Annotated in this window: 24 protein-coding genes; 14 read left to right on the forward strand and 10 right to left on the reverse strand. The window is 40.1% G+C overall.

The annotated features are described in order from the left end of the window. Positions 1 to 336: 336 nt before the first annotated feature. Positions 337 to 951, reverse strand: coding sequence for a DedA family protein (locus tag AC2JBO_RS13560; protein ID WP_496954183.1), 615 nt, complete (start codon positions 949 to 951; stop codon positions 337 to 339). Between the two features lie 196 nt (positions 952 to 1,147). Between AC2JBO_RS13560 and AC2JBO_RS13565 the strand changes: the two genes are divergently transcribed. The 5 genes from AC2JBO_RS13565 (at position 1,148) to AC2JBO_RS13585 (ending at position 4,976) form a co-directional block, all read left to right on the forward strand. Then, positions 1,148 to 1,930 carry an ABC transporter permease gene (locus AC2JBO_RS13565; protein ID WP_496954205.1) on the forward strand — a complete coding sequence of 261 codons (783 nt, stop codon included), beginning with the start codon at positions 1,148 to 1,150 and terminating at the stop codon, positions 1,928 to 1,930. Positions 1,931 to 2,338: 408 nt separating this feature from the next. Continuing rightward, positions 2,339 to 3,064, forward strand: a complete 726-nt coding sequence (locus AC2JBO_RS13570; RefSeq protein ID WP_496954184.1) for a pyridoxine 5'-phosphate synthase — start codon at positions 2,339 to 2,341, stop codon at positions 3,062 to 3,064. A 60-nt stretch (positions 3,065 to 3,124) separates the two neighbouring features. After that, positions 3,125 to 3,865, forward strand: coding sequence for a SnoaL-like polyketide cyclase (locus AC2JBO_RS13575; protein WP_496954185.1), 741 nt, complete (start codon positions 3,125 to 3,127; stop codon positions 3,863 to 3,865). A 27-nt stretch (positions 3,866 to 3,892) separates the two neighbouring features. Next, positions 3,893 to 4,219 (forward strand): MgPME-cyclase complex family protein, encoded by a 327-nt coding sequence (locus tag AC2JBO_RS13580; protein WP_496954186.1) that lies wholly within the window; start codon positions 3,893 to 3,895, stop codon positions 4,217 to 4,219. 115 nt (positions 4,220 to 4,334) lie between these two features. Further along, positions 4,335 to 4,976, forward strand: a complete 642-nt coding sequence (locus AC2JBO_RS13585) for a hypothetical protein (RefSeq protein ID WP_496954187.1) — start codon at positions 4,335 to 4,337, stop codon at positions 4,974 to 4,976. 156 nt (positions 4,977 to 5,132) lie between these two features. Here AC2JBO_RS13585 and AC2JBO_RS13590 read toward each other — a convergent pair whose 3' ends face one another. The 3 genes from AC2JBO_RS13590 to folD form a co-directional block, all read right to left on the reverse strand. Next, positions 5,133 to 5,588: a divergent PAP2 family protein gene (locus AC2JBO_RS13590; protein WP_496954188.1), complete on the reverse strand. Its 456-nt coding sequence runs from the start codon at positions 5,586 to 5,588 to the stop codon at positions 5,133 to 5,135. 209 nt (positions 5,589 to 5,797) lie between these two features. Then, on the reverse strand, positions 5,798 to 6,724 hold the full coding sequence (gene crtE, locus AC2JBO_RS13595; protein WP_496954189.1) for a geranylgeranyl diphosphate synthase CrtE: 927 nt from the start codon (positions 6,722 to 6,724) through the stop codon (positions 5,798 to 5,800). A gap of 111 nt (positions 6,725 to 6,835) precedes the next feature. Continuing rightward, positions 6,836 to 7,708 carry a bifunctional methylenetetrahydrofolate dehydrogenase/methenyltetrahydrofolate cyclohydrolase FolD gene (gene folD, locus AC2JBO_RS13600; protein WP_496954190.1) on the reverse strand — a complete coding sequence of 291 codons (873 nt, stop codon included), beginning with the start codon at positions 7,706 to 7,708 and terminating at the stop codon, positions 6,836 to 6,838. A 233-nt stretch (positions 7,709 to 7,941) separates the two neighbouring features. On the opposite strand from folD, the gene AC2JBO_RS13605 reads away from it, so the two are divergent. The 4 genes from AC2JBO_RS13605 to AC2JBO_RS13620 all read left to right on the forward strand — a co-directional run bounded on the left by AC2JBO_RS13605 (position 7,942) and on the right by AC2JBO_RS13620 (position 11,286). Then, positions 7,942 to 8,322 carry a hypothetical protein gene (locus AC2JBO_RS13605; RefSeq protein WP_496954191.1) on the forward strand — a complete coding sequence of 127 codons (381 nt, stop codon included), beginning with the start codon at positions 7,942 to 7,944 and terminating at the stop codon, positions 8,320 to 8,322. A 33-nt stretch (positions 8,323 to 8,355) separates the two neighbouring features. Continuing rightward, complete coding sequence (locus tag AC2JBO_RS13610; protein ID WP_496954192.1) at positions 8,356 to 8,790, forward strand: NUDIX hydrolase; 435 nt, start codon at positions 8,356 to 8,358, stop codon at positions 8,788 to 8,790. Positions 8,791 to 8,856: 66 nt separating this feature from the next. Further along, complete coding sequence (locus AC2JBO_RS13615) at positions 8,857 to 9,978, forward strand: AI-2E family transporter (RefSeq protein ID WP_496954193.1); 1,122 nt, start codon at positions 8,857 to 8,859, stop codon at positions 9,976 to 9,978. Positions 9,979 to 10,011: 33 nt separating this feature from the next. After that, positions 10,012 to 11,286, forward strand: coding sequence for an AAA family ATPase (locus AC2JBO_RS13620; RefSeq protein ID WP_496954194.1), 1,275 nt, complete (start codon positions 10,012 to 10,014; stop codon positions 11,284 to 11,286). A 239-nt stretch (positions 11,287 to 11,525) separates the two neighbouring features. Here AC2JBO_RS13620 and AC2JBO_RS13625 read toward each other — a convergent pair whose 3' ends face one another. Both AC2JBO_RS13625 and AC2JBO_RS13630 read right to left on the reverse strand, forming a co-directional pair. Continuing rightward, positions 11,526 to 11,651: a hypothetical protein gene (locus tag AC2JBO_RS13625; RefSeq protein ID WP_496954195.1), complete on the reverse strand. Its 126-nt coding sequence runs from the start codon at positions 11,649 to 11,651 to the stop codon at positions 11,526 to 11,528. Between the two features lie 319 nt (positions 11,652 to 11,970). After that, complete coding sequence (locus AC2JBO_RS13630; protein WP_496954196.1) at positions 11,971 to 14,424, reverse strand: ATP-dependent Clp protease ATP-binding subunit; 2,454 nt, start codon at positions 14,422 to 14,424, stop codon at positions 11,971 to 11,973. A gap of 284 nt (positions 14,425 to 14,708) precedes the next feature. Here AC2JBO_RS13630 and AC2JBO_RS13635 point away from each other — a divergent pair, with 284 nt between their 5' ends. Then, complete coding sequence (locus tag AC2JBO_RS13635; protein WP_496954206.1) at positions 14,709 to 14,990, forward strand: DUF3288 family protein; 282 nt, start codon at positions 14,709 to 14,711, stop codon at positions 14,988 to 14,990. Positions 14,991 to 15,008: 18 nt separating this feature from the next. Here AC2JBO_RS13635 and AC2JBO_RS13640 read toward each other — a convergent pair whose 3' ends face one another. The 3 genes from AC2JBO_RS13640 to AC2JBO_RS13650 form a co-directional block, all read right to left on the reverse strand. Further along, positions 15,009 to 15,662, reverse strand: a complete 654-nt coding sequence (locus tag AC2JBO_RS13640; protein ID WP_496954197.1) for a cadmium resistance transporter — start codon at positions 15,660 to 15,662, stop codon at positions 15,009 to 15,011. Positions 15,663 to 15,701: 39 nt separating this feature from the next. Continuing rightward, positions 15,702 to 17,186, reverse strand: coding sequence for an MlaD family protein (locus AC2JBO_RS13645; RefSeq protein WP_496954198.1), 1,485 nt, complete (start codon positions 17,184 to 17,186; stop codon positions 15,702 to 15,704). A gap of 173 nt (positions 17,187 to 17,359) precedes the next feature. Continuing rightward, positions 17,360 to 18,142 (reverse strand): ABC transporter ATP-binding protein, encoded by a 783-nt coding sequence (locus AC2JBO_RS13650; RefSeq protein ID WP_496954199.1) that lies wholly within the window; start codon positions 18,140 to 18,142, stop codon positions 17,360 to 17,362. A 41-nt stretch (positions 18,143 to 18,183) separates the two neighbouring features. Between AC2JBO_RS13650 and AC2JBO_RS13655 the strand changes: the two genes are divergently transcribed. Then, entirely contained in the window at positions 18,184 to 19,662 is a 1,479-nt protein-coding gene (locus AC2JBO_RS13655) for a phytoene desaturase family protein (protein ID WP_496954200.1), read from the forward strand. 100 nt (positions 19,663 to 19,762) lie between these two features. On the opposite strand, the gene AC2JBO_RS13660 is transcribed toward AC2JBO_RS13655, so the two are convergent. Then, positions 19,763 to 20,023: a hypothetical protein gene (locus AC2JBO_RS13660; RefSeq protein WP_496954201.1), complete on the reverse strand. Its 261-nt coding sequence runs from the start codon at positions 20,021 to 20,023 to the stop codon at positions 19,763 to 19,765. A gap of 233 nt (positions 20,024 to 20,256) precedes the next feature. On the opposite strand from AC2JBO_RS13660, the gene recQ reads away from it, so the two are divergent. From recQ to AC2JBO_RS13675, 3 genes are all read left to right on the forward strand, one after another. Next, complete coding sequence (gene recQ, locus AC2JBO_RS13665; protein ID WP_496954202.1) at positions 20,257 to 22,416, forward strand: DNA helicase RecQ; 2,160 nt, start codon at positions 20,257 to 20,259, stop codon at positions 22,414 to 22,416. Then, positions 22,392 to 22,925 carry a GNAT family N-acetyltransferase gene (locus tag AC2JBO_RS13670; RefSeq protein ID WP_496954203.1) on the forward strand — a complete coding sequence of 178 codons (534 nt, stop codon included), beginning with the start codon at positions 22,392 to 22,394 and terminating at the stop codon, positions 22,923 to 22,925. The genes recQ and AC2JBO_RS13670 overlap by 25 nt, the downstream gene beginning before the upstream one ends. A 223-nt stretch (positions 22,926 to 23,148) precedes the next feature. Further along, positions 23,149 to 23,366, forward strand: a 218-nt coding sequence (locus AC2JBO_RS13675; RefSeq protein WP_496954204.1) for a hypothetical protein, incomplete at its 3' end; no start/stop codon positions are given.

Genomic DNA, 23,366 nt, shown 5'->3' on the forward strand with positions numbered 1-23,366 from the left:
GTTGCTTTGCAACGGATATAACGGATGTAACGGATAATTAATTTGTTATAAACGATGATTATTACTTTCCCTCGATTGTTTATTGTTAGCTATATAAATATCAATCGCTGTATAAACATACTCCCGTGCGCTCATTCCCGCTGTTGACGCGAGTTGTGCAACTGAAATAAGTACATCTACTAGCAATACTTCTTCGTCGTTCTCACTTGCTTGATAAAGCTATCGCGCGCAGCGCCATATATTTACATACCTGGACGCAATATCTCTATTTCATTTTGAGACTTTTGCCTGCTCGTCAATTCCTACGAAACTATTAAATCACGACTGATTGATTATCTAGTGCTTTGTATCTCGTCTTTCCTGAATTATATGGATTACCGATGGTAGTAGCGACACTAGTACAACTAATATAATAATTGGTAGTAGATATTTATCTACTTGTTCTGCTGGTAGTAAGTTTCCTAAAAAATAACCAAGAAGGGTGATGCCAAACGTCCAAACAAAGCCACCAATTAGGTTATAAGACATGAATGTTTTATACTTCATGACTCCAAGACCTGCAATAATTGGTGCAAATGTACGAACGATTGGGACGAAGCGTGCTAGTACGATTGTTTTCTTTCCGTGTTTTTGATAGAATTTCTGAGTTCTGACTAAATATTCTTTCTTGAACCACCGCGAATCTTCTTTTTGAAACAGTCGGCGCCCAAATTTAGAGCCTGTGACGTAACCAACATTATCTCCGAGAACAGCGCATACAAAGCAGCCAATTACTAAAATCCAGATATTGAGCAAATTTTGAGATGCAGCAAAACCCGCAGCAACAAGCAAGCTGTCTCCCGGTAGAAAAAAGCCAATCAGCAATCCGGATTCTGCAAAAATGATTCCCCATATCGCTAGATAGCTAAATCCTTTTAGTGACTCAATTAATGCCCGAACATCTAAATGCATATTTTTTTATGTAAATGTAAAATTACGTTAGGTATGCACACAATATCTTACCCTCTGTGGTTTTTTCAGGATAAAAATTAAACTTAAATTTAAGTAAATTTCTTGTGTAGTGTTAGGCGGTATACATTTAACTGAAGCTAGTAGACTCCAACTGTAATATTGCGATGGCGCCTTTGAAATAATGAGCGAAAATAAAATGCAAAGATATTTTAAGATAATTGGACTATTTTGGAGTGCTGCGATAGCTGCCGAAATGGAATATCGGATTAACTTTATTTTGGCGAGTCTAAGTAGCGTTGGAAACTTAGCAGGTAGTTTGTTTGGTTTGTTTTTATTCTACCGCAAAGGTTATTCATTTGCGAGTTGGTCATGGGAAGAGGCATTACTCGTTCTAGGTGTTTTTACTCTACTTCAAGGTTTTGCAGCAACATTTCTGGCGCCAAATTTGAATAAGATAGTCCGTCATGTTCAAGAAGGCACACTCGATTTTGTCTTGCTCAAACCGATTAAGAGTCAATTTTGGCTATCATTCCACACTTTATCACCTTGGGGATTACCAGATTTAATTTTTGGTGGAGTACTAATAGGCTATGCGGGAACTCGTCTTGGTATCGGTATTAATAGCTATTTAATCAGTTTGATACCCATAAGTTTTGGGTTAGTTGTACTATACAGTTTGTGGTTTATGCTCGGCGCCACAAGTATTTGGTTTGTAAAAATTTATAACGTTACCGAAGTGCTGCGTGGGTTGCTTGAAGCAGGTAGATATCCGATGGTCGCCTATCCAACAGCATTTCGCTTCTTCTTCACGTTTATAGTTCCTGTTGCGTTTTTAACGACTATTCCAGCAGAAGCGATGCTGGGTAGAAGTCAAGTAGGTTGGTTGATAGGCGCCGGACTATTAGCGTTAGGTTTATTCTTTTTATCTTCGTGGTTTTGGCGGTTTGCACTGCGGTTTTATACTAGTGCGTCGAGTTAACTTTTGTAACTGAGCATTGGAGGAACGAACCACAAAGGCACAAAGGACACAAAGAAAGAATTTTTAAGCTTTAATAGCTTCTTTTTGTAAGCGCTTATTTCATAGTTTAGATGTAAGTAAGAAAGCTTGAAGTTGTATTAAAAGGGTACTAACTAGGCACATTTGTTTGATTAAAAGGCGTTTATTTTGCGAATAATACTTAATCAACAATAACTTTAGTAGCAATATTGACATTTGTTTGGTCAGATTAAATGCTCAACCTTTATGACCTTTGTGCCCTTTGTGGTTCATTCCTATGCACCTCAACTGCACAGGCGGGACGCCTGTGCCACGACGCGAAATTAAGGGCATAACAAGTATTTACTGTAAAATACTAATTTTATGGATTTTGGATAAGGAATAACAAGGGTGACTTTAACACTTGGGGTGAACATCGACCATATTGCTACCATTCGTCAAGCACGTAAAACGGTAGAACCTGACCCTGTAGCAGCGGCAGTATTAGCAGAATTAGCAGGTGCCGATGGTATTACTGCACATCTACGGGAAGATAGACGACACATTCAAGATAGAGATGTACGGTTATTACGGCAAACAGTACGTACACACTTAAATTTAGAAATGGCACCTACTGAAGAAATGGTGGCTATAGCACTTGATATTAAACCTGATTATGTGACTTTAGTACCTGAACGTCGCGAAGAAGTGACGACAGAAGGCGGTTTAGATATTGTTGGGCAAATTGATAGAATTGGAGAAGTTGTTGATAAACTGCAAAGCGCTAATATTCCAGTTAGCCTGTTTATTGATGCTGAACCTGCACAAGTAGAAGCTTCTGCAAAAGCGCAGGCGTCCTTTATTGAGCTACACACAGGTAAGTATGCTGAAGCAAAAGACGAAACTAGTCGTCAGCACGAGTTAGATTTTTTAGCTGCTGGATGCGAACTAGCTCTAAAAGCAGGGTTGAGAGTTAATGCTGGGCATGGACTTACTTACTGGAATGTATATCCCGTCGCGCGTCTTCCCGGAATGGAGGAGTTGAATATCGGGCATACTATTGTTAGTAGAGCCGCACTAGTTGGTATTGAGCGTGCTGTTCGCGAAATGAAAATGGCAATGCATGGTGAATATTGATTTGTTCATAGAGGGGTTCAAGCTGCGAAATCTTAAGACGTTTAAAACACAAGAACTTCTATGAGCGCAACAGACACAAACGAACAAAATAACTTACCGCTTTGGGCGCAGCATCGTGATACGGTGATTGCGTACAGTGCGACTGCTAATATTGAATGGCGTACTGGCAAAGCTCCTGATTATTCTCGGTCGAACGAAAACTTAGCTTCCGAAAGTGTATGTAAGCACATGGAAGGTTCGCTTGAAGCTATAGTTCAAAACTTAGTCCGAACCTTTGAAATGGAAGTATCTTTCAAAACTAACCCACAGCAGTGGTTGTCAGTAGTTCGAGATAAATTCCGTGTTAGTACTAATGGTGGTCGTGAATTTGATGCTGTAGAACTTGGCGCCAAAGGTACTTATAATGTTTTTATGGCAAATTCCGAACACTATAAATCTTCGGAAGAGTCTTTTGAATCCTCACATCACATTTTTCATACAACTTTTCCCAATGGTTTTCCTTGGGAATTGCTTGAAGTATATTCCGCACCTCCTAACGTTACCTTTAAGTGGCGCCACTGGGGTCACTTTAAGGGTCAGTACAAAGACTTTGCTCCAACTGGCGATACAGTAGAAATCGTCGGTATGAGTGTAGCAAAAGTCACGGATGATTTGAAAATTGAATCGATGGAACACTACTTTGATAATTCTTTATTCCTTACCAAACTGACAGCAGGAGGCAAGATAGCATCTGATACAAAATCAAGCGGTAGTTGTCCGTTTAACCCAGTTTCTTTATTTAAACGATTCAAAAAGAGTTAATAATTAATTAGAAGCATAAGCAAAAAGATGACTACATACTACTACGTTTTAGCGAGTCAACGCTTTTTACTCGAAGAAGAACCTTTTGAAGAGGTTCTCAAGGAACGGACTCGTTATTACCATGAGAACGAGAAAGAAATCGATTTTTGGGTTGTAAAACAACCTGCATTTTTAGAGGCGCCTGCGTTTAAGAGTATCAAAGCTAAGTGTCCGCAACCTAGTGCAGCAGTAATTTCCACTAACCCGCAGTTTATTACTTGGTTAAAACTTCGCTTGGAGTATGTAATTACAGGGGAATTTCAGGCGCCTAGCGAGTCAATACCTGATGCATTGGCATCGCTGGTAACAGTTTAAAGTGCGCTCGTGCGCTTGTTCCGAGTACTTTTCACGAGCGCACGAGCGCACTCATTACTACTTTTGTTTTGGGGAACAAAATCTATCAAGCGGAATCTTTGAAGAGAAGCAATTTATGTTTTCAACTGTTGTGGAGAGACTTCAGACTGTATCTAGTGCAATATTTATCGTTATTGCTGGGTTGATGGGTAGTATGAATTCTGTAGGCGCACAACAGAATATTCCTACTTGCCAACCTCCCAAGGGCGGTGAGTATCTTCTATTGGTAATTAGCCCTACAACTGACAATCAAAATCAGTTACGTCGCGTCCTGCCTTCAGAAACTAACACTTCTGTCTGTAGATATCTCAATGACACTGTTACCCGCATTGGCGGTTTCGCTAAATTAGAAGACGCAAATCGTTGGGCAAGATTTGTACGTGATTCTGCGGGTCTTTCTGCTATTATCACTACTCGACCTACTGAGGCACCTGTCGCAGTTCAACCTGTCCGTAGACCGCAAGCCTTGGGTCAAGGTTATGCTGTGTTAGTGGATTACTTCAACAAACCAGAAACTGTAAAACAAGTTCAGCAAGTAGTCGGAGGCGATGTTGGCTTTGTTTCCTATGGGCAACGTCCTTACTTGTTAGCAGTTTACACAACCAACTCAAAAGAAGCGCAAAACACATTACAGGCACTTTCAGAACGTGGATTTTATGCCCAAATGGTTGACGCGCGTAGAGTTGTGTTGTTACGCCCCATCGTCAAATTACAGTAGGGTGCGTGACGCTACCAAAAATTTTTAAACGAAGCAATAATCTGGTGGCGTCACGCACCTGACCCAAAGATTAATAACTCTTAATTTGCTCCGGTGCGTGAAGGCTACTAGACTGCTTCTTCGTTTTAAGATTGTTGGTAGCCTTCACACACCCTACTAGTACGCGGCGTGCGCGAGCCACGAGATAGTAATACCCAAAGCCGAACCAGCTATAACTTGAAACGGTGTATGTCCAAGCAATTCTTTTAAACGGTCTTCATTAAAGTTTGGATGTTCGCGGAATAATTCGTCTATCATTTGGTTTAAAATGCGCGCTTGTTTGCCAGCTGCTTGGCGTACTCCAGCCGCGTCGTACATGACGATAATGGCAAAAACCGCTGCAAGTGCAAATTCTGGACTGTGCCAACTAACTGTTTGCCCTACACCTGCCGCTAAAGCTGTGACTAAAGCCGAATGTGCGCTAGGCATTCCTCCTGTGGTGACTAAAACTTGTATATTCAATTTACGATTTTTGATGATTTCAACAGCTAGTTTCAAAGCTTGAGCCATAAAACAAGCTATTAGGGCAACCAGCAGCACCCGGTTGTTAAAGATGTCGCCTATGTCCTGCATGGTATTCAAAATAAGTTAGTATATGTCAGACAGTGGGTAGTGTGAAGTAAAGTCTTTGATGCAACCAATTGTAACCAAGTAATAAAACAATAAAACATATTGCCTCAACTTTTCTACTTTTCGCAATCGCATTGGATGAAGTAATCAAGCAGATAACACGAATACACTGTGTGACAAAAGTCCATTATTTACTTCATCCCGTATACTTTTTAGTGGTTGCGATTAGTGATAAAGTGTGCTAAGGCGATTAGCGGCTGTGCTTTTTCTCCATAGGGTTGGAGTTCGTCACATGCTGCTTTTATTAGTTGGTCAGCTTTCGAGCGTGACTCCTCAATTCCCCAAAGGCTTGGATAAGTTACTTTTTTTGCTTTTAGGTCTTTACCTGCTGTCTTACCCAACTGCTCTTTTGTGGCAGTGATATCCAAAATATCATCAATTATCTGGAATGCTAGACCAATATTTTGCGAATATCGTGATAATCGTTCTTGATCAAATTCAGAGGCGCCTGCCAAAATACCACCACATACGACGCAAGCTTCCAGAAGGGCTGCGGTTTTGTGATTATGAATAAAGTTGAGAGTTTCTAAGGTTGTATCGGTTTTACCCTCGCATTCTAAGTCCACAACTTGACCACCCACCAAACCTGCTGCACCTACCGCGCGTCCGATTCGAGACACAACTTTTAAAATACTGGATGGCGCCACATTTTGGGTATTTTCAACAATGTACTCAAAAGCATAAGCTAGTAAGCCGTCACCAGCTAAAATCGCAATATCATCACCATAAACCTTGTGATTTGTCAACTTACCACGTCGGTAATCATCATTATCCATTGCTGGAAGGTCATCGTGAATAAGCGACATTGTATGAACCATTTCAAATGCACACGCAGTTGGCATTGCCATCTCAATTGTGCCGCCAATCATTTCGCAGGTAGCAATGCATAAAATGGGACGCAACCGTTTACCTCCAGCCAGCAGCGAATAGCGCATCGCTTCGTAAATTTTTTCTGGGTACTGCATCGGAAGAGACTTGTCGAGCGCTACTTCACAAAGCTGTTGCCGTGCTTTTAAATACGACAGGAGGTCAAATTTAGTACCAGGTTGTGCCGTTTGTATATTATCTGCTGCTACCATGCTGAATATCCTTGAGATTCTGTCATATAGGTTACAATTTTAAGCTGTTAAGTTGATAAATTTTTCGATTTTGGATTTTGGATTTGTAAGTAAGGAAGCTACTACGTAAATCTAAAATCTCTTGAGATAGCTGAAAACAGTATTTTGTAATAGCATCGCGACTGTCATCGGACCAATACCACCAGGGACAGGAGTAATGTACTCTGCGACCTTTGAAGCTGATTCAAACTGAACATCACCAATCAAGCGACTGTTACCAGCTGCATCAACGACGCGATTTATTCCCACATCTACCACAATCGCGCCCGGTTTCACCATGTCACCAGTAATAAGTTCGGAACGTCCAACAGCAGCAATAAGAATATCTGCTGTTTTTGTGATGGATGCTATGTCGTGAGTACGGGAATGAGCGACGGTGACAGTAGCATTTGCTTCAAGCAACATCAAAGCTAAAGGTTTTCCGACTAATATGCTGCGTCCTAGTACCACGGCTTGTTTCCCTTGCACCCCTATTTGATATTCTTCTAAGAGCCGCATTACACCAGCAGGAGTACACGAACGTAAACCCTCTTCTCCTCGTAGCAAACGCCCCATATTTACAGGATGTAAACCATCAGCGTCTTTGTCTGGTGCAATTTGGTTTAGAAGTTTCACAGAGTCTAGATGTTCGGGTAATGGTAATTGGACTAAAATTCCATCGACAAGTTCATCTTGGTTTAGTGCTGTAATGGTATCAGATAGTTCGGAGTAACTTGTTTGTGTAGGAAAATGTTTTCCGAACGATGCAATCCCAACTTTTTCACTAGCGCGCTCCTTACCACGTACATAAGCAGCAGAACCAGGATTATCACCAACCATTAGTACAGCTAAACCAGGAGGGCGCCCAATTTTAGGTTGCAGTGACTGAATCTGTACAGATAATTCGTTTAGAATTTTCGCACTTAGCGCTTTTCCATCAAGGATTTTAGCAGTTTGTGTTTCCATTGGGAATGCAGGATTGAAAATTGGAATTGGATATTAGATATTGGGAATTGGGAATCAGAACTCTAAACGTCCTGCCCGATCACAAAGTCCTAGTTTCCTATTTTCTCAGAAGAGTTGTATCAGTAGAGAGTATATTTTTAATATCAAAAAACTTGGTATTAATGGGAACCGACGTGATTTAAATGGCGACAAAACTGATACTGATACAAAACTTTCTCCTTACTAGGGGTGCTATGAAACAATCACGTTTTTTATACATTTACATGTCAGTATTAATTTTGGCTCTGCCTCTGGTTATGACCGGGTTAGCAAGCTGCTCAAATTTAAGCATTTCGAGCATGAATGCTATTGGCGCCAATATTACACCGATTAAACAGCTAACACCACAGCAAAAAAACTCCACCGTTTACATTCAGGGGAAAGTTGAAAAATATATACCACTGCTAAATAAGCACGCATACCGATTAAAGGATTCGACGGGTTCAATAGTTGTTCTAACAAATCAAAAAGGGTTGAACGTCGGTTCGCAGGCAGTCTTTAAAGGTCAACTTCGCTACAAAAGTATTCCTCTAGCCGGAAAAGACAGGGGCGAAGTTTATTTAGAAGAAAAGTAGTCATTGATACTTAAACTTTCTTAATAAATACATATGAGTAACCAGCGAACGCAGGCTGTTATTGCAATTCTCTATCGAGATAATAAATTTTTGATGCAATTGCGCGATAACATAGCCGGTATTCGTTATCCAGGGTACTGGGCTTTGTTTGGTGGGCACATCGAACCAGGTGAAACTCCCGAAGTTGCTGTGAGGCGCGAAATATTAGAAGAAATTGGCTATTGCTTACCTTCGACATTTCGATTTTTCGGTCGCTATCCTGACTCGAATGTAGTACGTTATGTTTTTAGTGCAGCTCTAGAAGTTGATATCAACCAACTAGTTCTCAACGAAGGTTGGGATATGGCTTTACTGGCGCCATCCGATATTTGTAAAGGTAGTTACTATTCTCACAATGCAAATTCTGAGCGACTACTGGCGCCAGTACATCAACAAATTTTACAAGATTTTATGAGTGCTGAGTTCTGAGTGCGCTCGTGCTGAGTCTTGATTGAAAAGTTATAAGCTAGTAGTGAGGACTCATTACTTAGATAAATGATGCAAGTGAATAAATTACCTCGCTGGTTAACTATTGGAATTGCTTTTCCGCTAACCGTTTTAAATGGTTGGGTATTTTTACAAGTGGTTAAGTATTTTCAACCATTAGTTAATATATTTATTATTGCAATTTTACTCGCATTTATCCTTGACTATCCTATCGAATTTTTCCAGCGTCAAGGAATTAAGCGTAAATTGGCAATTGCAGGCGCCTTATTAATCACTATAGTACTAGCTGTAGGATTAGCCGTTACCCTTGTGCCTTTGATACTGCAACAAATTTACGAACTGACAAATATTTTACCAAGTTGGATTGATTCAGGTGCCCAGCAATTACAGGCTTTTCAAGATTGGGCACTTCAGCAACAGCACCTACCGATAAATGTTAGTAACATATTAACCCAAGCTCTTGACCGTCTTTCGAGTCAATTACAAACTTTTACAGGTAAAATACTCGGCATTGCTGTAGATACAATTGGTACTTTAGTTAATGTAATATTAACAGTAGTATTAACTGTTTATATGGTATTAAACGGAGACCAGCTTTGGAATGGTATTTTTCAATGGCTCCCACGCAATATCGGTACTCAACTTCGACAATTATTACGTGAGGATTTTCAAAATTACTTTCTAGGGCAAGCTGTTTTAGGCTCCATTCTTGCAGTTTCGTTAATACTGGTATTTGTACTGTTACAAGTCCCCTTAGCCTTACTGTTCGGTGTTACGATTGGTATATTTTCTTTGTTTCCCTTTGGAACTACAATCGGTATTGTTATTGTTGCTTTATTAGTAGGGTTACAAAATTTCTGGTTAGGTGTAGAAGTTTTTGCTGTTTCTGTAGGTATCGACCAAATCAATTCTAATATTGTTGCACCTCGTATACTCGGTAATTTAACTGGTTTAAATCCGGTTTGGGTAGTCATTTCTTTATTAATTGGTGCCAAATTAGGAGGAATTATTGGAGTATTAGTTGCCATACCGATAGCAAGTTTTATTAAAGATGTAGCAGATAGTTGGCAAGCAGGAACATTTAATACCCAATTATCAGAAATTGCTGACAAAAATCTCGAAAATACAATCAAGCTTGAGGAAAACCCAGATGTAACTGTTGGAAGATAGTAGGACAATTAGATATTGTTCATTAAAGTGGGTATGCTAAAGCGCCTCTTTCTGAAAAATTGGAAAAGTTTTCGTAATGCAGAACTACCGCTATACCCACTCACGGTTTTAATAGGTACAAATGCTAGCGGAAAATCTAATCTTGTTGAAGCATTTGAATTTCTTAAACGTATTGTTGACGGGTATCAAATTGAAACTGTGCTAGCGGGAGATAAAATTCTGCCTCCTATTCGTGGTGGTATTAGCTGGGCATCTCTCAAACCAGAACCAGAATTTACGCTCCGAGCGCTTGTACATGGAGAAGGTGAGCAGGTAGATTATTTATATGGTATTAGCGTAGAAACAAAACACGATGCCATGATACTCGAAGAAAAAATTACTTGTCGTGAGTATCAGCGCGATAAAAAAACAATGATTTTTGAGCGTGATTTTGTTACTAGTTATATAGATTCTAAAGATGAACGCGAAAAGATTCTTAAAATTTCCACCCATTATAAAAACGCGCGTTGGACGCTTCCCAACAACGATAAATCAGTTCTAACGTACTTTAAAAACACTTACGTCCTAGATAATATTACCGAAGTTAATCATGTTATTAAAAACCTAGAGAAAATTTATATACTTAACCCAATTCCTGCGAAAATGCGCTCATATTCGCGTCTTTCTAAACTTCTAGATAGCGATGCGTCAAATATTGCTGGGGTTATTGCTGGACTGTCAGCACGCGAACAAGATGAAGTCGAAAATATTCTTTCTGAGTACGCGCGTGGTTTACCAGCGGGAAATATTTTAAAAGTTTGGGCAGAACGTGTTGGTCGGTATGCTACTGATGCAATGTTATATTGCGAAGAAGAATGGACGAATGGACAAATACAAGAAGTAGACGCGCGTAGTATGTCAGATGGAACTTTAAGATTTATTGCCATCATGACTGCTTTATTAACAATACCCGAACGCAGCCAGTTAATTATCGAAGACGTTGATAATGGGTTACATCCTTCACGCGCGGAACTACTAGCACGAATGTTACATGAAATAGGTAGGAAACGCGAAATAGACATTTTAGTCACAACACACAACCCTGCCTTACTTGATGTATTTGGAGGTGATATAGTACCGTCTGTAGTGGTAGTTCACCGTGACCCTGCAACAGGAGAAAGCAAACTTACCAGGTTAAAAGATATTGAAAATTTACCCAAACTAATGGTATCAGGCGCCTTGGGTCAATTAACTACAGAAGGTGCTATTGAAAAAAGCCTTGCAGAGGAAAAATCTGACAGTAAAAATACTAAAAATTTGCCTAAGTAATGATTATGATTTTTGAGGTATAAATTTTCCTAAACAAGAGCATGACAATCACAGGCATGGAAGCGCGATTATTAGTTACCAAAACGAAGTTATGGACTTCACACCAAATAATAATTTCTGGGTCTAAAGTTCCTTTAGATGGTATATTGGGTTCTCCTATTGCGTAAATAATTATATCTGATCTTTTGCGACGGAATTGATTTATATATACTGGATTGACATTTTCATCCATCAAATATTTAAGCATTTTCAGCCTTTTTTATCAATTCTCGTTCAGCCTTAAGTTTGAGCTTCTGTACAACAGGTGATGGGTTGCGTCGTTGTTCTTCTCGCATTCTGCGACCCCATTCTAACCAATCGGCCATATACTGACTCACAGCAGACGAAAACGCATTCTATCAGCAAGAACGCGCGGAACAGGAACGACAACGCGCGGAAAAGCTAGCGCAGTATCTACGTTCTATTGGTATTGACCCTGATAATTTACCAAGTAACTAGTACTTCAATTGTATAAAATTATATCCATGTAGAGACGCGATTAATCGCGTCTCTACGATGCGTGGATATCATAAATGATTACTATAATTGGGGTTTGCTGAACAGGTAGGATGCCTGTGCTACAATTGCGATAAAAAATAAAGGGCACGACGATGCCGTGCCCTTTGTTTAAGTTGAAGTTACAATTTAGCCAACGTTAGCTAAAAGCAACTCAGGTTTTTCTGATTTTCTAACTCGCACTTGACCGTCGTCGTCTACGTCAACTGTTGCGGTGTCTCCATCAACAACTTGACCTGAAAGCATTGCCTCAGCCAAAGAATCTTCCAAGAGACGCATAATAGCTCGACGTAATGGTCTGGCGCCATAGCTTGGGTCATAACCTTCTTGTACCACGCGGTCTTTGAAGCGCTCGGTAACTTCGAGGGTAATACCTTTTTCAAGTAGACGAACAGAAACATCTTTGAGCATAATGTCAGCAATGTGCTTAACTTCGTCTTTCTTGAGTTGGCTAAAGACAATAATGTCGTCAAGACGGTTGAGGAACTCTGGACGGAAGAACGCTTTGAGTTCTTCGTTGACTAAGTTCTTAATGCGGTTGTAACTTGCTTCTGCTGCATCCTCGAACTGGAACCCTAAACCACCACCACCTTTCTCGATAACTCTAGAACCAATATTCGATGTCAAGATAATCAAAGTGTTCTTAAAGTCCACTTTTCTACCTTTCGCATCGGTAAGGTGTCCGTCATCGAGCAATTGCAACAGCATATTAAATACATCGGGGTGCGCTTTCTCGATTTCGTCGAATAGCACCACTGTGTAAGGTTTGCGGCGAATTGCTTCGGTAAGTTGTCCGCCTTCATCGTACCCTACATAACCTGGAGGCGAGCCGATGAGTTTGGAAACGGTGTGACGTTCCATGTACTCGGACATGTCAAGACGAATCATCGCATCTTCGGCGCCAAAGAAATACGCTGCCAAAGATTTCGCTAACTCGGTCTTACCTACACCAGTTGGACCCGAGAAAATAAAGCTAGCAATTGGTCGGTTTGGATTTTTCAAACCAACGCGCGCACGTCGAAGGGCGCGAGATACTGAGGTAACAGCTTGCTCTTGTCCTATTAAACGCTGGTGCAATGTGTCTTCAAGGTGCAACAGCATTTCAGACTCAGACTCAGTAAGCTTGTTAACAGGAACACCAGTCCACGAAGCTACAATTTGTGCAATGTCTTCTTCGCCAACAGTAGGGTTACTAGTAAATCCGTTTTCTTCAGCTTTAAGTTGTTCTTCAAGCCCAAGTTCTTTATCACGCAGTGTTCCTGCTTTGTCAAAGTCTTGAGTGCGAACAGCTTCTTGTTTGTCCTTACTAACTAATAACAGTTCGCGTTTGATTTCACGACTTGCAGCATTTTGCGAGTTCCGCAAACGCACGCGCGAACCTGCTTCGTCAATTAAGTCGATAGCTTTGTCAGGTAAGAAACGGTCGGAAATATATCTATCAGATAGTGTTGCGGCAGCTTGTAGAGCTTCATCGGAGATTGTAACGCGGTGATGCTGCTCGTATACAGAGCGCAAACCATATAATATCTCGATGGTTTCTTGTACTGAAGGTTCGCCTACCATAATAGGCTGGAATCTTCTTTCTAATGCTGCATCGCGCTCAATGTGTTTACGATACTCATCGAGAGTTGTGGCACCTAAACACTGTAGCTCGCCACGTGCTAACGCTGGTTTGAGAATATTGGCAGCATCCATGCCACCCTCAATTCCACCCGCGCCAACCAAAGTATGAATTTCATCTATCATGAGGATGATATTTCCGGCAGTGCGGATCTCCTCCATGATTTTCTTGAGGCGTTCTTCAAAGTCGCCACGGAAGCGTGTACCAGCCACAACTAAACCCATGTCAAGGCTGATCACCTGCTTGTCCATCAAAATATCAGGAACATCTTGGTTGATAATGCGCTGCGCCAAACCTTCGGCGATAGCTGTTTTACCAACACCAGGCTCACCTATTAATACAGGATTGTTTTTAGTACGACGACCGAGAATTTGGACGGTACGTTCGATTTCTTTTTCACGCCCAACAACGGGGTCAAGTTTACCTTCTCGCGCTAGCTTAGTCAGGTTTTTGCCAAACTCTTCGATAGTAAGATTTTGCTGGTTACGACGTGAACCACTATTGCCAGCACCTGGAGCTACGGCTACCTCTTCACCTAAACGGCGAATTACAGCAGTGCGAACTTCTTTAAGGTCTATGCCCAGATTTTGTAGTACTTTGGCTGCAACACCTTCGCCTGCGTCAGTTAAACCTAAGAGTAAATGTTCAGTGCTAATGTAATTGTTGCCTAATGTACGCGCTTCTTTAAAAGCTTGCTCAAATAAACTTTTAACTTTAGGAGTAAAAGGAATTTCTGGTGGAACGAACCCAGAACCTCGACCAATAATTTTCTCGACTTCGCGACGCGCATCTTTGAGGGTAACGCCCATGTCACTCAGCACTTTGGCAGCAACACCGTTTCCTTCTCCAATTAGCCCTAGGAGAATTTGCTCTGTGCCTACAAAATTGTGCCCCAGGCGGCGTGCCTCCTCCTGAGCTAACATGATTACCCGAATGGCTTGGGAAGTGAAGTGTTCAAACATAAGCGGGCTATTGCCTCCCTTGCTGGTACGACGTTGGGTGATAACGAATCTCACCCTCAGTTTAAGTTGTTTGTACTTTCTTAAAGATAATGTATCTTTATTTTAAGCTGTATGACAGTAGTGAGAGCCGTATGCATAAAGTTGTATTAGCCGCCTCGTTAAGTACTGAGTAAAAAGTGCGGAGTGCTGAGTATTTCTTTAGGTATATTTATTTAGTTATGAGTTATTACTTAAGACTTTGTACTCAGCACTCAGCACTCAGCACTCAATACTTTTTAGTGATTATGACTCAAGACCAGCAACATCCCCAATATAATCGTGACTACCCTACTATTGAAGCCTTACTTCAGGGTGAACCATCTAATATTAACTTAGCAGAATTAGCGCGTTTGCGGGTACGTTATAATGGTTTTCCCGGCGCCCGCGATATTCAAGCCAAGTTAGATACAATTTTGCAAAACTGGAATTTAACAGAAGAAGAGTTATTTGAACGTACCCGCACGATACATAATATCGAAAGTATTTATAAATCTCGTGGTAAACGTGAAGAGCAAGATTGGAATTAATTTCTGACGGATAAACTATTAGTTATGTTTAAATCTCAATAGTTCGTAACTTCCACTTTCAATCAAAATATAAACTCCTAAACAAATTAATACAATTGGCGCCAATATATGTCCATACTTACTGAATACACGTGTAATTGCATGATGACGAGTAAAAAAGTATCCTAAGTAACACCAAATTCCAATCAGAATATAAAAAACGCCTATAGTTATTAATAGTTTAACAATATTACTACTGGCAAATAAAGGCACGTATATACTGATATTATCTCCTCCGTTTGCCAAGGTGACAGCAGCAACGTTGTAAGTTTGGGGCGCCAATAGGTTATTTAATATAGTATTACGCTGAGTTGTAGCTGCTGTATTCACAGCTTGAATTTCATCATCATTATCATCTTCTTGACGTTTTACTAGCTGATAAACACCGATAATGATTGGTAAAAATCCTAACAAACCAATCAGCGAGCGGTCAATAACTAAACCACCGAAAAAACCAGGTAAACTGGCTAGGATTAATACAGTAAAACCTAAATATTGCCCAACAATAATATGACGCTTACGAAAGTTAGGGCTTACTTGTGCGAAAAGTAACGTTAAGATAATTATGTCATCAAGATTAGTTGCCGCAAAAGCAGCACAAGCTGATGCAATTGCACCCAAAATTTGGTTCATTTCGATTCAGATATTTATTTAGTGGCTACATAATACAATCTATTTTTCAGGATTTTGTTTGACTTTATAATTTTGTGGTAGCTTTGCTGATTGAGTATTTTGCTTCAAAACGCGCGTTAAGCGATTTATAGCTTGTTTACGCTGTACAGTCTCTCTTGTTTCTGGAATTTGTGAAAATTCTGAAACCTGGAAAACTTGATTTTGTGTCGAAGCACTAAATGTAGTGGTCGGTGTTGGAACTGGTACTTGAGTTAGTTGAGTACGCTTCATCATATCCAAAGTACGCGCGACTTGCACTTGCTGCTCTACCTGTTGAGTAGAAGACACCAAACTACTTAAACCATTAACAAGCTGTCGAAGATTATCACGGAATTTGGGGTCACCTGTTAACTCATCTAGGTCAGAGGTGATTTTTTGGGTGTTTTCAAATGTTACCCTAGCTGAATCTAAAGTTTGCTGAAGGACAACAGCGTTTTTGGGGTCGGTAAGAGTTTTAGAAGCATCACGTAAATTTGCTGATGCTTGTGCTGCATTTGCTGAGAGAGTTTCAAAGTTTTTAATTAGTGTACCCTGCGTCAAACGGTTAACTACTGGTGAAAGGTTACCAGCAGCTACACGCAGTTGATTGCTGCTTGCTGATATATTGTTAAGCGTAGAAACTAAGGAAGAACGGTTTGTGGTAACAAGACTATCGAGGTTGCCAAGTAACTTGTTAGCTTGACTTGCTGTTGAACGTAGTTCAGTTGCAGTGGAACCAAATTGACCGACTGTGGAATTTAATTGATTTGCTGTATTACCAAATTTAGTTAAAGTTCTATCAGCAGTTGCGCTGAGTTGTGCGGTTGAAACGCTAACTTGATTTGCCGCACGCTGTACGGAGCTAGTAACACCAGAAGTCGTATTAAGTTGGTACTGCGCGGTTTTACTTAATGCTGTTAAATTTTTACTCAGTTCTGCAACATTGGCAGCAGCTACTGCTCCTTGTTCGAGTGTACGATTGAGATTTTGATAGAATTGTTCGTTGGTATATCTACTTGCTAACTCCGTTGTTGAACGTAATACTTCATCAACGTTTACACCAATTTGACCTCTAATACGCGAGTTATTACAAACAATTTGTTTATTATCACAATTTTTATCTAAAGGTTTAGCTGCAATGGCGCCTTCAGGTATTCTCGACATAGGTGTAATATCAATAAGACTTTCGGCAATTAAACCGCTTTGATTCGCTTCAACTTTAACATCGCGCGGAATAATTAAGTCACGTTGATTAATTTCGAGTTCAACCTCAACGTTATTTAGACCCGGTCGAATTGCTGCGATTCTACCTACCTTAACACCACGATAGCGAACCGGGGCGCCTTTTTGCATCCCACCAGCGTTATTAAAGTCAACAAAGATTTTATAATTACTTTGAGTTGCATTAAAACGATTGAGCCATAAGAAAATAAGCCCAAATACACCTAGTCCAGCTAGGAATAGTAATCCTACTGTACCCTCTCGGACTGTACGCAATGAACGCATCTTTATTTCCTCTCTTTTAAGTTTAGTAATAAGTGCTGAGTGCTGAGTGCTGAGTGCTGAGTGCTAAGTGCTGAGTGCTTAGTATTAGGCAACTCTTAACTCCTAACTCCTAACTTCTAAAGTTTAACTTTTAACTTTACTCAGAACTCAGCACTTTCTACTCAGCACTTTTTTTATCCCACTACATGAATTGGTCCTGCAATACTGCCACTCATAAATTGTCGAATTAATGGATTGGATGTTGTGTCCATATCGCTTACGTGTCCTTGCCATTGCACTTGACCTTGATAAAGAAACACCAGTTTATCAGCTGTGCGCCGTATTGTACTATCTTGGTGAGTGACAATAGCATAAGTACTACAGACTCCTTGCGTACACTGTAACTGGCGTATCAAGTCTTCGATAACGGTTGAAGCGATGGGGTCTAAGCCAGCTGTAGGTTCATCATATAACAAAACTTCAGGTTTCTCTTTAGGGTTATCTGGGTTAGAAATAATCGCGCGGGCAAAACTCGCACGTTTCCGCATCCCTCCCGAAAGTTCGGATGGGTATTTATCTCCACTTCCTCCCAAACCAACCATCTCTAACTTCTCGTGTACTACATCTCGAATTCGCTTTCTAGATAGTTTAGAGTGTTGGTACAGCAAAAACCCAACGTTTTCTTCCACAGATAGCGAGTCAAACAATGCTGCTTGTTGAAATACCATACTAATACCTATCGGGTCTGCACCATCCTCAATTAAACCCTTTCTTCGCACTCCCTCTACATATATTTCTCCGCTGTCAGGTGCAGTTAACCCAGCAATTACCCGTAAAATAGTTGATTTCCCAGTTCCCGATGGACCGATTATTCCCAGTGCTTCACCTCGATCAATGGTTAAATCGATATTATCTAATACTTTATTATTTCCAAATGCTTTAGAAACACCTTTAAGTTCGATTAATGGTTCAGTCATGGTTCAATTAACTATTAACTATTAATTTATTAATTACGAAAATGTCTAATTTTGATGTCATAGTTATTGGTAGCGGTATCGGTGGGTTAACAGCAGGTAGTTTACTGGCACGTTACGGTAAGCGCGTGGTTGTATGTGAAAGTCATACAATTGCTGGTGGTGCTGCACATAGTTTTAGACGACGTGGTTTTGAATTTGATTCTGGACCTTCATTCTATTGTGGTCTTACAGGCGCCAATAGTTTGAATCCTGTAAAACAAGTATTAGATATTTTAGGTGAATCTCTGGACGCTGTGTGTTATGACCCACTAGGACATTACCATTTTCCTGAGAATAGTGTTCCTATTTATAGCGATAACTCGCTATATTTACGAGAAATAGCCAAAATAACACCCCAAGGAGCAACCGAGCTAAAGTCTTTCATCGACAAAATGCTTCCACTATACGAAGCGATGAAAGGAATTCCAGTTATCGCTTTACGTGGGGACTGGCAGGTAATTCCTATCTTAGTGAGAAATTATTTACCTTCACTACTAAAAATGTTGCCCAACCTCCTAACTGTACAAAGTTCAGTAGGTAATGTGATGGACGCAACAGTAAAAGACACTTGGGTGCGGCGCCTTATTGACTTAGAATGCTTTTTACTATCAGGTTTAAAGGCACATGGAACGATAGCACCCGAAGTAGCATTTATGTTGGGAGAACGCTCACGCGCGGGTGTTGAATATCCTTACGGTGGAAGTGGAGCAATAATTCAAGCGTTGGTGCGCGGTTTGGAACGTTGGGGTAGTATACTCCGCTTGGGGTGTCACGTTGAGCAAATTTTAGTCGAGTCAGGAAAGGCAGTTGGAGTCAAGTTAAAAAATAATGAGATAATTAAGGCGCCTCTCGTTATATCAAACGCCACTGTTTGGGATACTTATACAAAATTATTGAGTGCAGAGGATTTACCAGCTTCTTATCGTCAAAAAGCTTTACAAACACCCGCAGTCGAAAGCTTCATGCATTTACACTTGGGTATACGTGCTTCTGGTTTAGAAAACTTAACCGGACACCATGTTGTAGTTCATGACTCAAAGCTTGATATAACCGTCCCAGGAAACACCTGTATGATATCAATTCCTAGTGTCTGGGATGCTAACTTGGCGCCAAGCGAACATCATGTAGTTCATGCGTATACATTGGAACCATATACAGGATGGGAGAGAGACGAAGGGTACGAAGCGAAGAAGCTTATTAAAGCACAGACATTATATAAAGCGTTAGAACGAGTTATACCTGATATTCGAGAACGTGTAGTTTTAGAACTTATTGGAACACCATTAACACACGCACATTATTTAAGAAGGTATCAAGGAACATATGGACCAGCGATTGAAGCAACAAAAGCTATGTTTTCAGGCGCCAGTACACCAATAAAAGGATTATACCGCGTTGGTGACAGCACAATGCCAGGAATTGGAGTACCCGCCGTCGCTGCTTCCGGTATTTTATGTGCCAATACAGTTCGCGACAACTAGCTGGATGCGAAGGACGTAGGGTGCGTGACGCTATTAACAACCTTGAAACAAAGCTAGCATCTAGTAGCGTCACGCACCGACTCCAGTTATAAACGCTCATTTATAGTTTACCCATACAACTGCGAATTTCTGAACGAGTCGCTGCGTTTCTGAATGGTTCTATCAATGCAGGTTGTAATGCTAGGCGCCCTAATAGTCCTAATTGCATTGTACCTTGTGAAGATTGTGACGAAGGCGCAAAGTAAACGTCTATTTCTCTTATTTCTGCTGGTACTTTACGACTTGTTTCAACTTCGCCTAACGGCTGTAACAATTCTTTAAGATAGCATTTGGAAAATTCATCGTATGGAAATTTTGTCATTAGTTTATTTATACTGCACCTGTATGCAATAATAGCTTTGAGTATTTATGAGATTATGGATTTTGCAATATCTTTAACTCTCTCCAACAAAACCATTACATATTGCTGCAAAATAGCAATTAGTGTTGCACAATGAGAAAATCACAGATATTTACAAGGTTTTGCTAAATGTCTTATTCTAAGAGTCTAGATTTAATGGCGAAACTGATAGTAACTCTCAACCCGCTGATAGTATGTTGACTTATGCCAATTTAGAACAAGCGCTGAAACATCACTTCGGTTACGACAATTTTCGCCCTGGACAGCGACAAATTATCGAAGGTGCCTTAGAAAATCGGGATTTATTGGTGATAATGCCTACAGGTGGAGGAAAATCACTATGTTTTCAGTTACCTGCACTGATGCGAACTGGTTTAACTGTAGTGGTATCACCGTTGATAGCTTTGATGCAAGACCAGGTAGAAGCACTCCAAAAAAATGGTATTAATGCAACGTTTTTGAATAGTAGTTTAAATTCACATCAAGCGCGGTTGCGGGAACAAGCTATACTCAATGGTAAGGTGAGATTGCTTTATGTGGCGCCGGAACGGCTGATGAGTGAGAGGTTTTTACCGTTTTTGGATTTAGTTCAGCATCAAATTGGAATTTCAAGTTTTGCAATAGATGAAGCACACTGTGTATCAGAGTGGGGACATGATTTTCGTCCAGAATATCGTCAGCTAATATCATTACGTCAAAGATATCCAAACGTTCCTGTAGTCGCACTCACTGCAACAGCTACTGAACGAGTACGTTCGGATATTATCAAGCAGTTAGGGTTGAAAGACCCTGATATACATCTTACCAGTTTTAACCGCGAGAACTTATATTATGAGGTTCGTACTAGAACCAAGAATGCTTATGCGGAAATATTGGAATTAATTCGTGAAAGTGACGGTTCGACAATTATTTACTGTCTCACCCGTAAGCAAGTAGATGAATTAACTTTTCAGCTTCAGCACAGCAAAATTGCTGTTTTACCTTACCACGCTGGTTTGTCCGATGAAGAACGCAGCACGAACCAAACTAAATTTATTCGCGATGACGTGCGTGTGATAGTCGCAACAATTGCTTTTGGGATGGGTATTAATAAACCTGATGTACGTCTAGTGATTCATTATAACTTGCCTCGGAACTTAGAAAGTTATTATCAAGAATCGGGACGCGCAGGAAGAGACGGGGAATCATCGCGGTGTACATTGTTCTTTAGTGTTGGTGACATCAAGACTATAGAGTGGAGTATCGCGCAAAAAACTGACGACCAAGAGCAAAAAATCGCGCGGCAACAGTTACGGCAAGTGATAGACTATGCTGAGGCTAACGTATGTCGGCGTATTGTTCAACTTGGTTATTTTGGTGAACGCTTTCCAGGTAACTGTGGTGCATGTGATAATTGTCGTAATCCGCAACCGACTCAAGACTGGACGTTAGAAGCGATGAAGTTTCTATCCTGTATCGCGCGTTCTAAAGAGAAATTTGGCATGACACATGTTATAGATATATTGCGCGGCGCCAAAACAGAGAAGATTAAGTTATATGAACACGATAAACTTTCGACATATGGTATCGGTAAAGATAAAACTTTAAATGAATGGCGAACGTTAGCACGTTCTTTATTACAACAAGGTTTACTCGAACAAACCACGGATGGTTATTCTGTTCTCAAGCTCAATGCACACAGTTGGGAAATTATGCGGCGCCAGCGTACAGTATCTATAGTAGTACCAGCAGCCGAAAAAGTTAGTTTACAAGAGATTAATGGAAATAACGTCGAAATAGAGCTACTGTTTCAAAGATTACGTTCTTTGCGTAAAAAGTTAGCTGATGCTCAAGGAGTGGCGCCATATGTCATCTTCGCCGATTCTACCTTAAAATTGATGGCACAAGTACGTCCACAAACAAAAGAAGCATTTGGCAAACTATCAGGAGTTGGAAGTCATAAACTAACAGAGTATGGTAGTCAGTTTGTTAACGAAATTTGTGCATACTGTCGAGAGAATAACTTATCATCAGGAAAACAAGAAATTACACCTATAGTGAATACGAGCGCAACAAGTACTGAATTGATGAGTTTGCAGATGCATAAACAAGGTTTATCAGTAGAAGAAATCGCCAAAAAACGTAATTTAAAAGCTTCAACAATTTTGCGTCATCTCTTTGACTTAATGGAAAAAAATCACGAGGTAGATGTCAATTTATTAATACCAGTTCAAAAACAACAGGCAATTTGGAGAGTTTTGGATACTCTTGGTGATGTTTCGCTAACTCCAGTCAAAGAATATTTAGGTAGCAATTACAGTTATGAAGAAATACGATTAGTAAAAAGTAGATGGAAAAAGAAAAACAAAAAATAGAATTTTTAATTCGTTTAGCTCAACCTGAAGATGCTCTGCAAATACATGATGTTCATGTTAATTCGGTACGTCAACTTTGTACAGTAGAATATACGAAAGAGCAAATAGAAGCTTGGGTAGGTAATCTTGACCCCGAAACACGTCGTCAATATATGTTAAACGGCGCCGAGGATGAAGTAACATTTGTTGCAGAGAATCAGAATAATATCATAATAGGTTTTTCTTCTTTTGATAAAAATGGCGATATAAATGCTGTTTATGTTCATCCTGACTATACACGTCAAGGAGTTGGTAAAGAGTTACTTAAGGCAGTTGAAATGGAAGCAATAGTTTACAACTTCAAAAAGATTGAGGTTTCAGCTTCCATAACTGCTCTTCCTTTCTACAAAGCAAATGGTTATAAATTTATTAAGTACTCATCACATATCTTGCATTCGGGTGCAATTATACCATGCGCTTTATTGGAGAAAACACTGGCAACGGATACAACGGATGTAACGGATAATTGATTTTATTGAACAAGTCTTTGTTTGTAATAGTTTGTAATAAGTTATTCATCCGTTACATCCGCTTATCATCCGTTGCCAAGACTAACTTAATTAAATATTAAATTTTCTACTGGTATATTATTTTCAGTGCTAAATTGACTGGAACAATTTTCAACATTTTCAACTTGTTTTTTGTAGTTCAACTTTACACAAGCTTTAACAAAAATTAACAAAAATTAACAATATGTCAAAGATAATGGGCATCGATAACATGACAGTGGAAGCAGTGAATAATGAGTTATCCAAAGGTGCCAAGTTTGTTGTTTTTCCTTACTGCTTCTCGATAGTGATAATGTCATTTAAACGCAGTTCAGATATTTATTTTATTAAAGCAGGTGAAGGCGCCTTTGGTAAAAGTATTCCGTTTTTGCTAATCTCGTTGTTCTTTGGATGGTGGGGAAT

The sequence above is a fragment of the Calothrix sp. CBUCES-K 9914 genome (assembly GCF_059640475.1).

Coding starts and splice junctions, on each gene's coding strand:
- AC2JBO_RS13660 (WP_496954201.1), bottom strand. CDS start 20,023: ATGACAAAATTTCCATACGATGAATTTTCCAAATGCTATCTTAAAGAA.
- AC2JBO_RS13585 (WP_496954187.1), top strand. CDS start 4,335: ATGTTTTCAACTGTTGTGGAGAGACTTCAGACTGTATCTAGTGCAATA.
- AC2JBO_RS13605 (WP_496954191.1), top strand. CDS start 7,942: ATGAAACAATCACGTTTTTTATACATTTACATGTCAGTATTAATTTTG.
- AC2JBO_RS13625 (WP_496954195.1), bottom strand. CDS start 11,651: ATGGCCGATTGGTTAGAATGGGGTCGCAGAATGCGAGAAGAACAACGA.
- AC2JBO_RS13590 (WP_496954188.1), bottom strand. CDS start 5,588: ATGCAGGACATAGGCGACATCTTTAACAACCGGGTGCTGCTGGTTGCC.
- AC2JBO_RS13635 (WP_496954206.1), top strand. CDS start 14,709: ATGACTCAAGACCAGCAACATCCCCAATATAATCGTGACTACCCTACT.
- AC2JBO_RS13670 (WP_496954203.1), top strand. CDS start 22,392: ATGGAAAAAGAAAAACAAAAAATAGAATTTTTAATTCGTTTAGCTCAA.
- crtE (WP_496954189.1), bottom strand. CDS start 6,724: ATGGTAGCAGCAGATAATATACAAACGGCACAACCTGGTACTAAATTT.
- AC2JBO_RS13560 (WP_496954183.1), bottom strand. CDS start 951: ATGCATTTAGATGTTCGGGCATTAATTGAGTCACTAAAAGGATTTAGC.
- AC2JBO_RS13645 (WP_496954198.1), bottom strand. CDS start 17,186: ATGCGTTCATTGCGTACAGTCCGAGAGGGTACAGTAGGATTACTATTC.
- AC2JBO_RS13620 (WP_496954194.1), top strand. CDS start 10,012: ATGCTAAAGCGCCTCTTTCTGAAAAATTGGAAAAGTTTTCGTAATGCA.
- AC2JBO_RS13650 (WP_496954199.1), bottom strand. CDS start 18,142: ATGACTGAACCATTAATCGAACTTAAAGGTGTTTCTAAAGCATTTGGA.
- AC2JBO_RS13640 (WP_496954197.1), bottom strand. CDS start 15,662: ATGAACCAAATTTTGGGTGCAATTGCATCAGCTTGTGCTGCTTTTGCG.
- AC2JBO_RS13565 (WP_496954205.1), top strand. CDS start 1,148: ATGCAAAGATATTTTAAGATAATTGGACTATTTTGGAGTGCTGCGATA.
- AC2JBO_RS13615 (WP_496954193.1), top strand. CDS start 8,857: ATGATGCAAGTGAATAAATTACCTCGCTGGTTAACTATTGGAATTGCT.
- AC2JBO_RS13575 (WP_496954185.1), top strand. CDS start 3,125: ATGAGCGCAACAGACACAAACGAACAAAATAACTTACCGCTTTGGGCG.
- recQ (WP_496954202.1), top strand. CDS start 20,257: ATGTTGACTTATGCCAATTTAGAACAAGCGCTGAAACATCACTTCGGT.
- AC2JBO_RS13610 (WP_496954192.1), top strand. CDS start 8,356: ATGAGTAACCAGCGAACGCAGGCTGTTATTGCAATTCTCTATCGAGAT.
- AC2JBO_RS13655 (WP_496954200.1), top strand. CDS start 18,184: ATGTCTAATTTTGATGTCATAGTTATTGGTAGCGGTATCGGTGGGTTA.
- AC2JBO_RS13580 (WP_496954186.1), top strand. CDS start 3,893: ATGACTACATACTACTACGTTTTAGCGAGTCAACGCTTTTTACTCGAA.
- folD (WP_496954190.1), bottom strand. CDS start 7,708: ATGGAAACACAAACTGCTAAAATCCTTGATGGAAAAGCGCTAAGTGCG.
- AC2JBO_RS13630 (WP_496954196.1), bottom strand. CDS start 14,424: ATGTTTGAACACTTCACTTCCCAAGCCATTCGGGTAATCATGTTAGCT.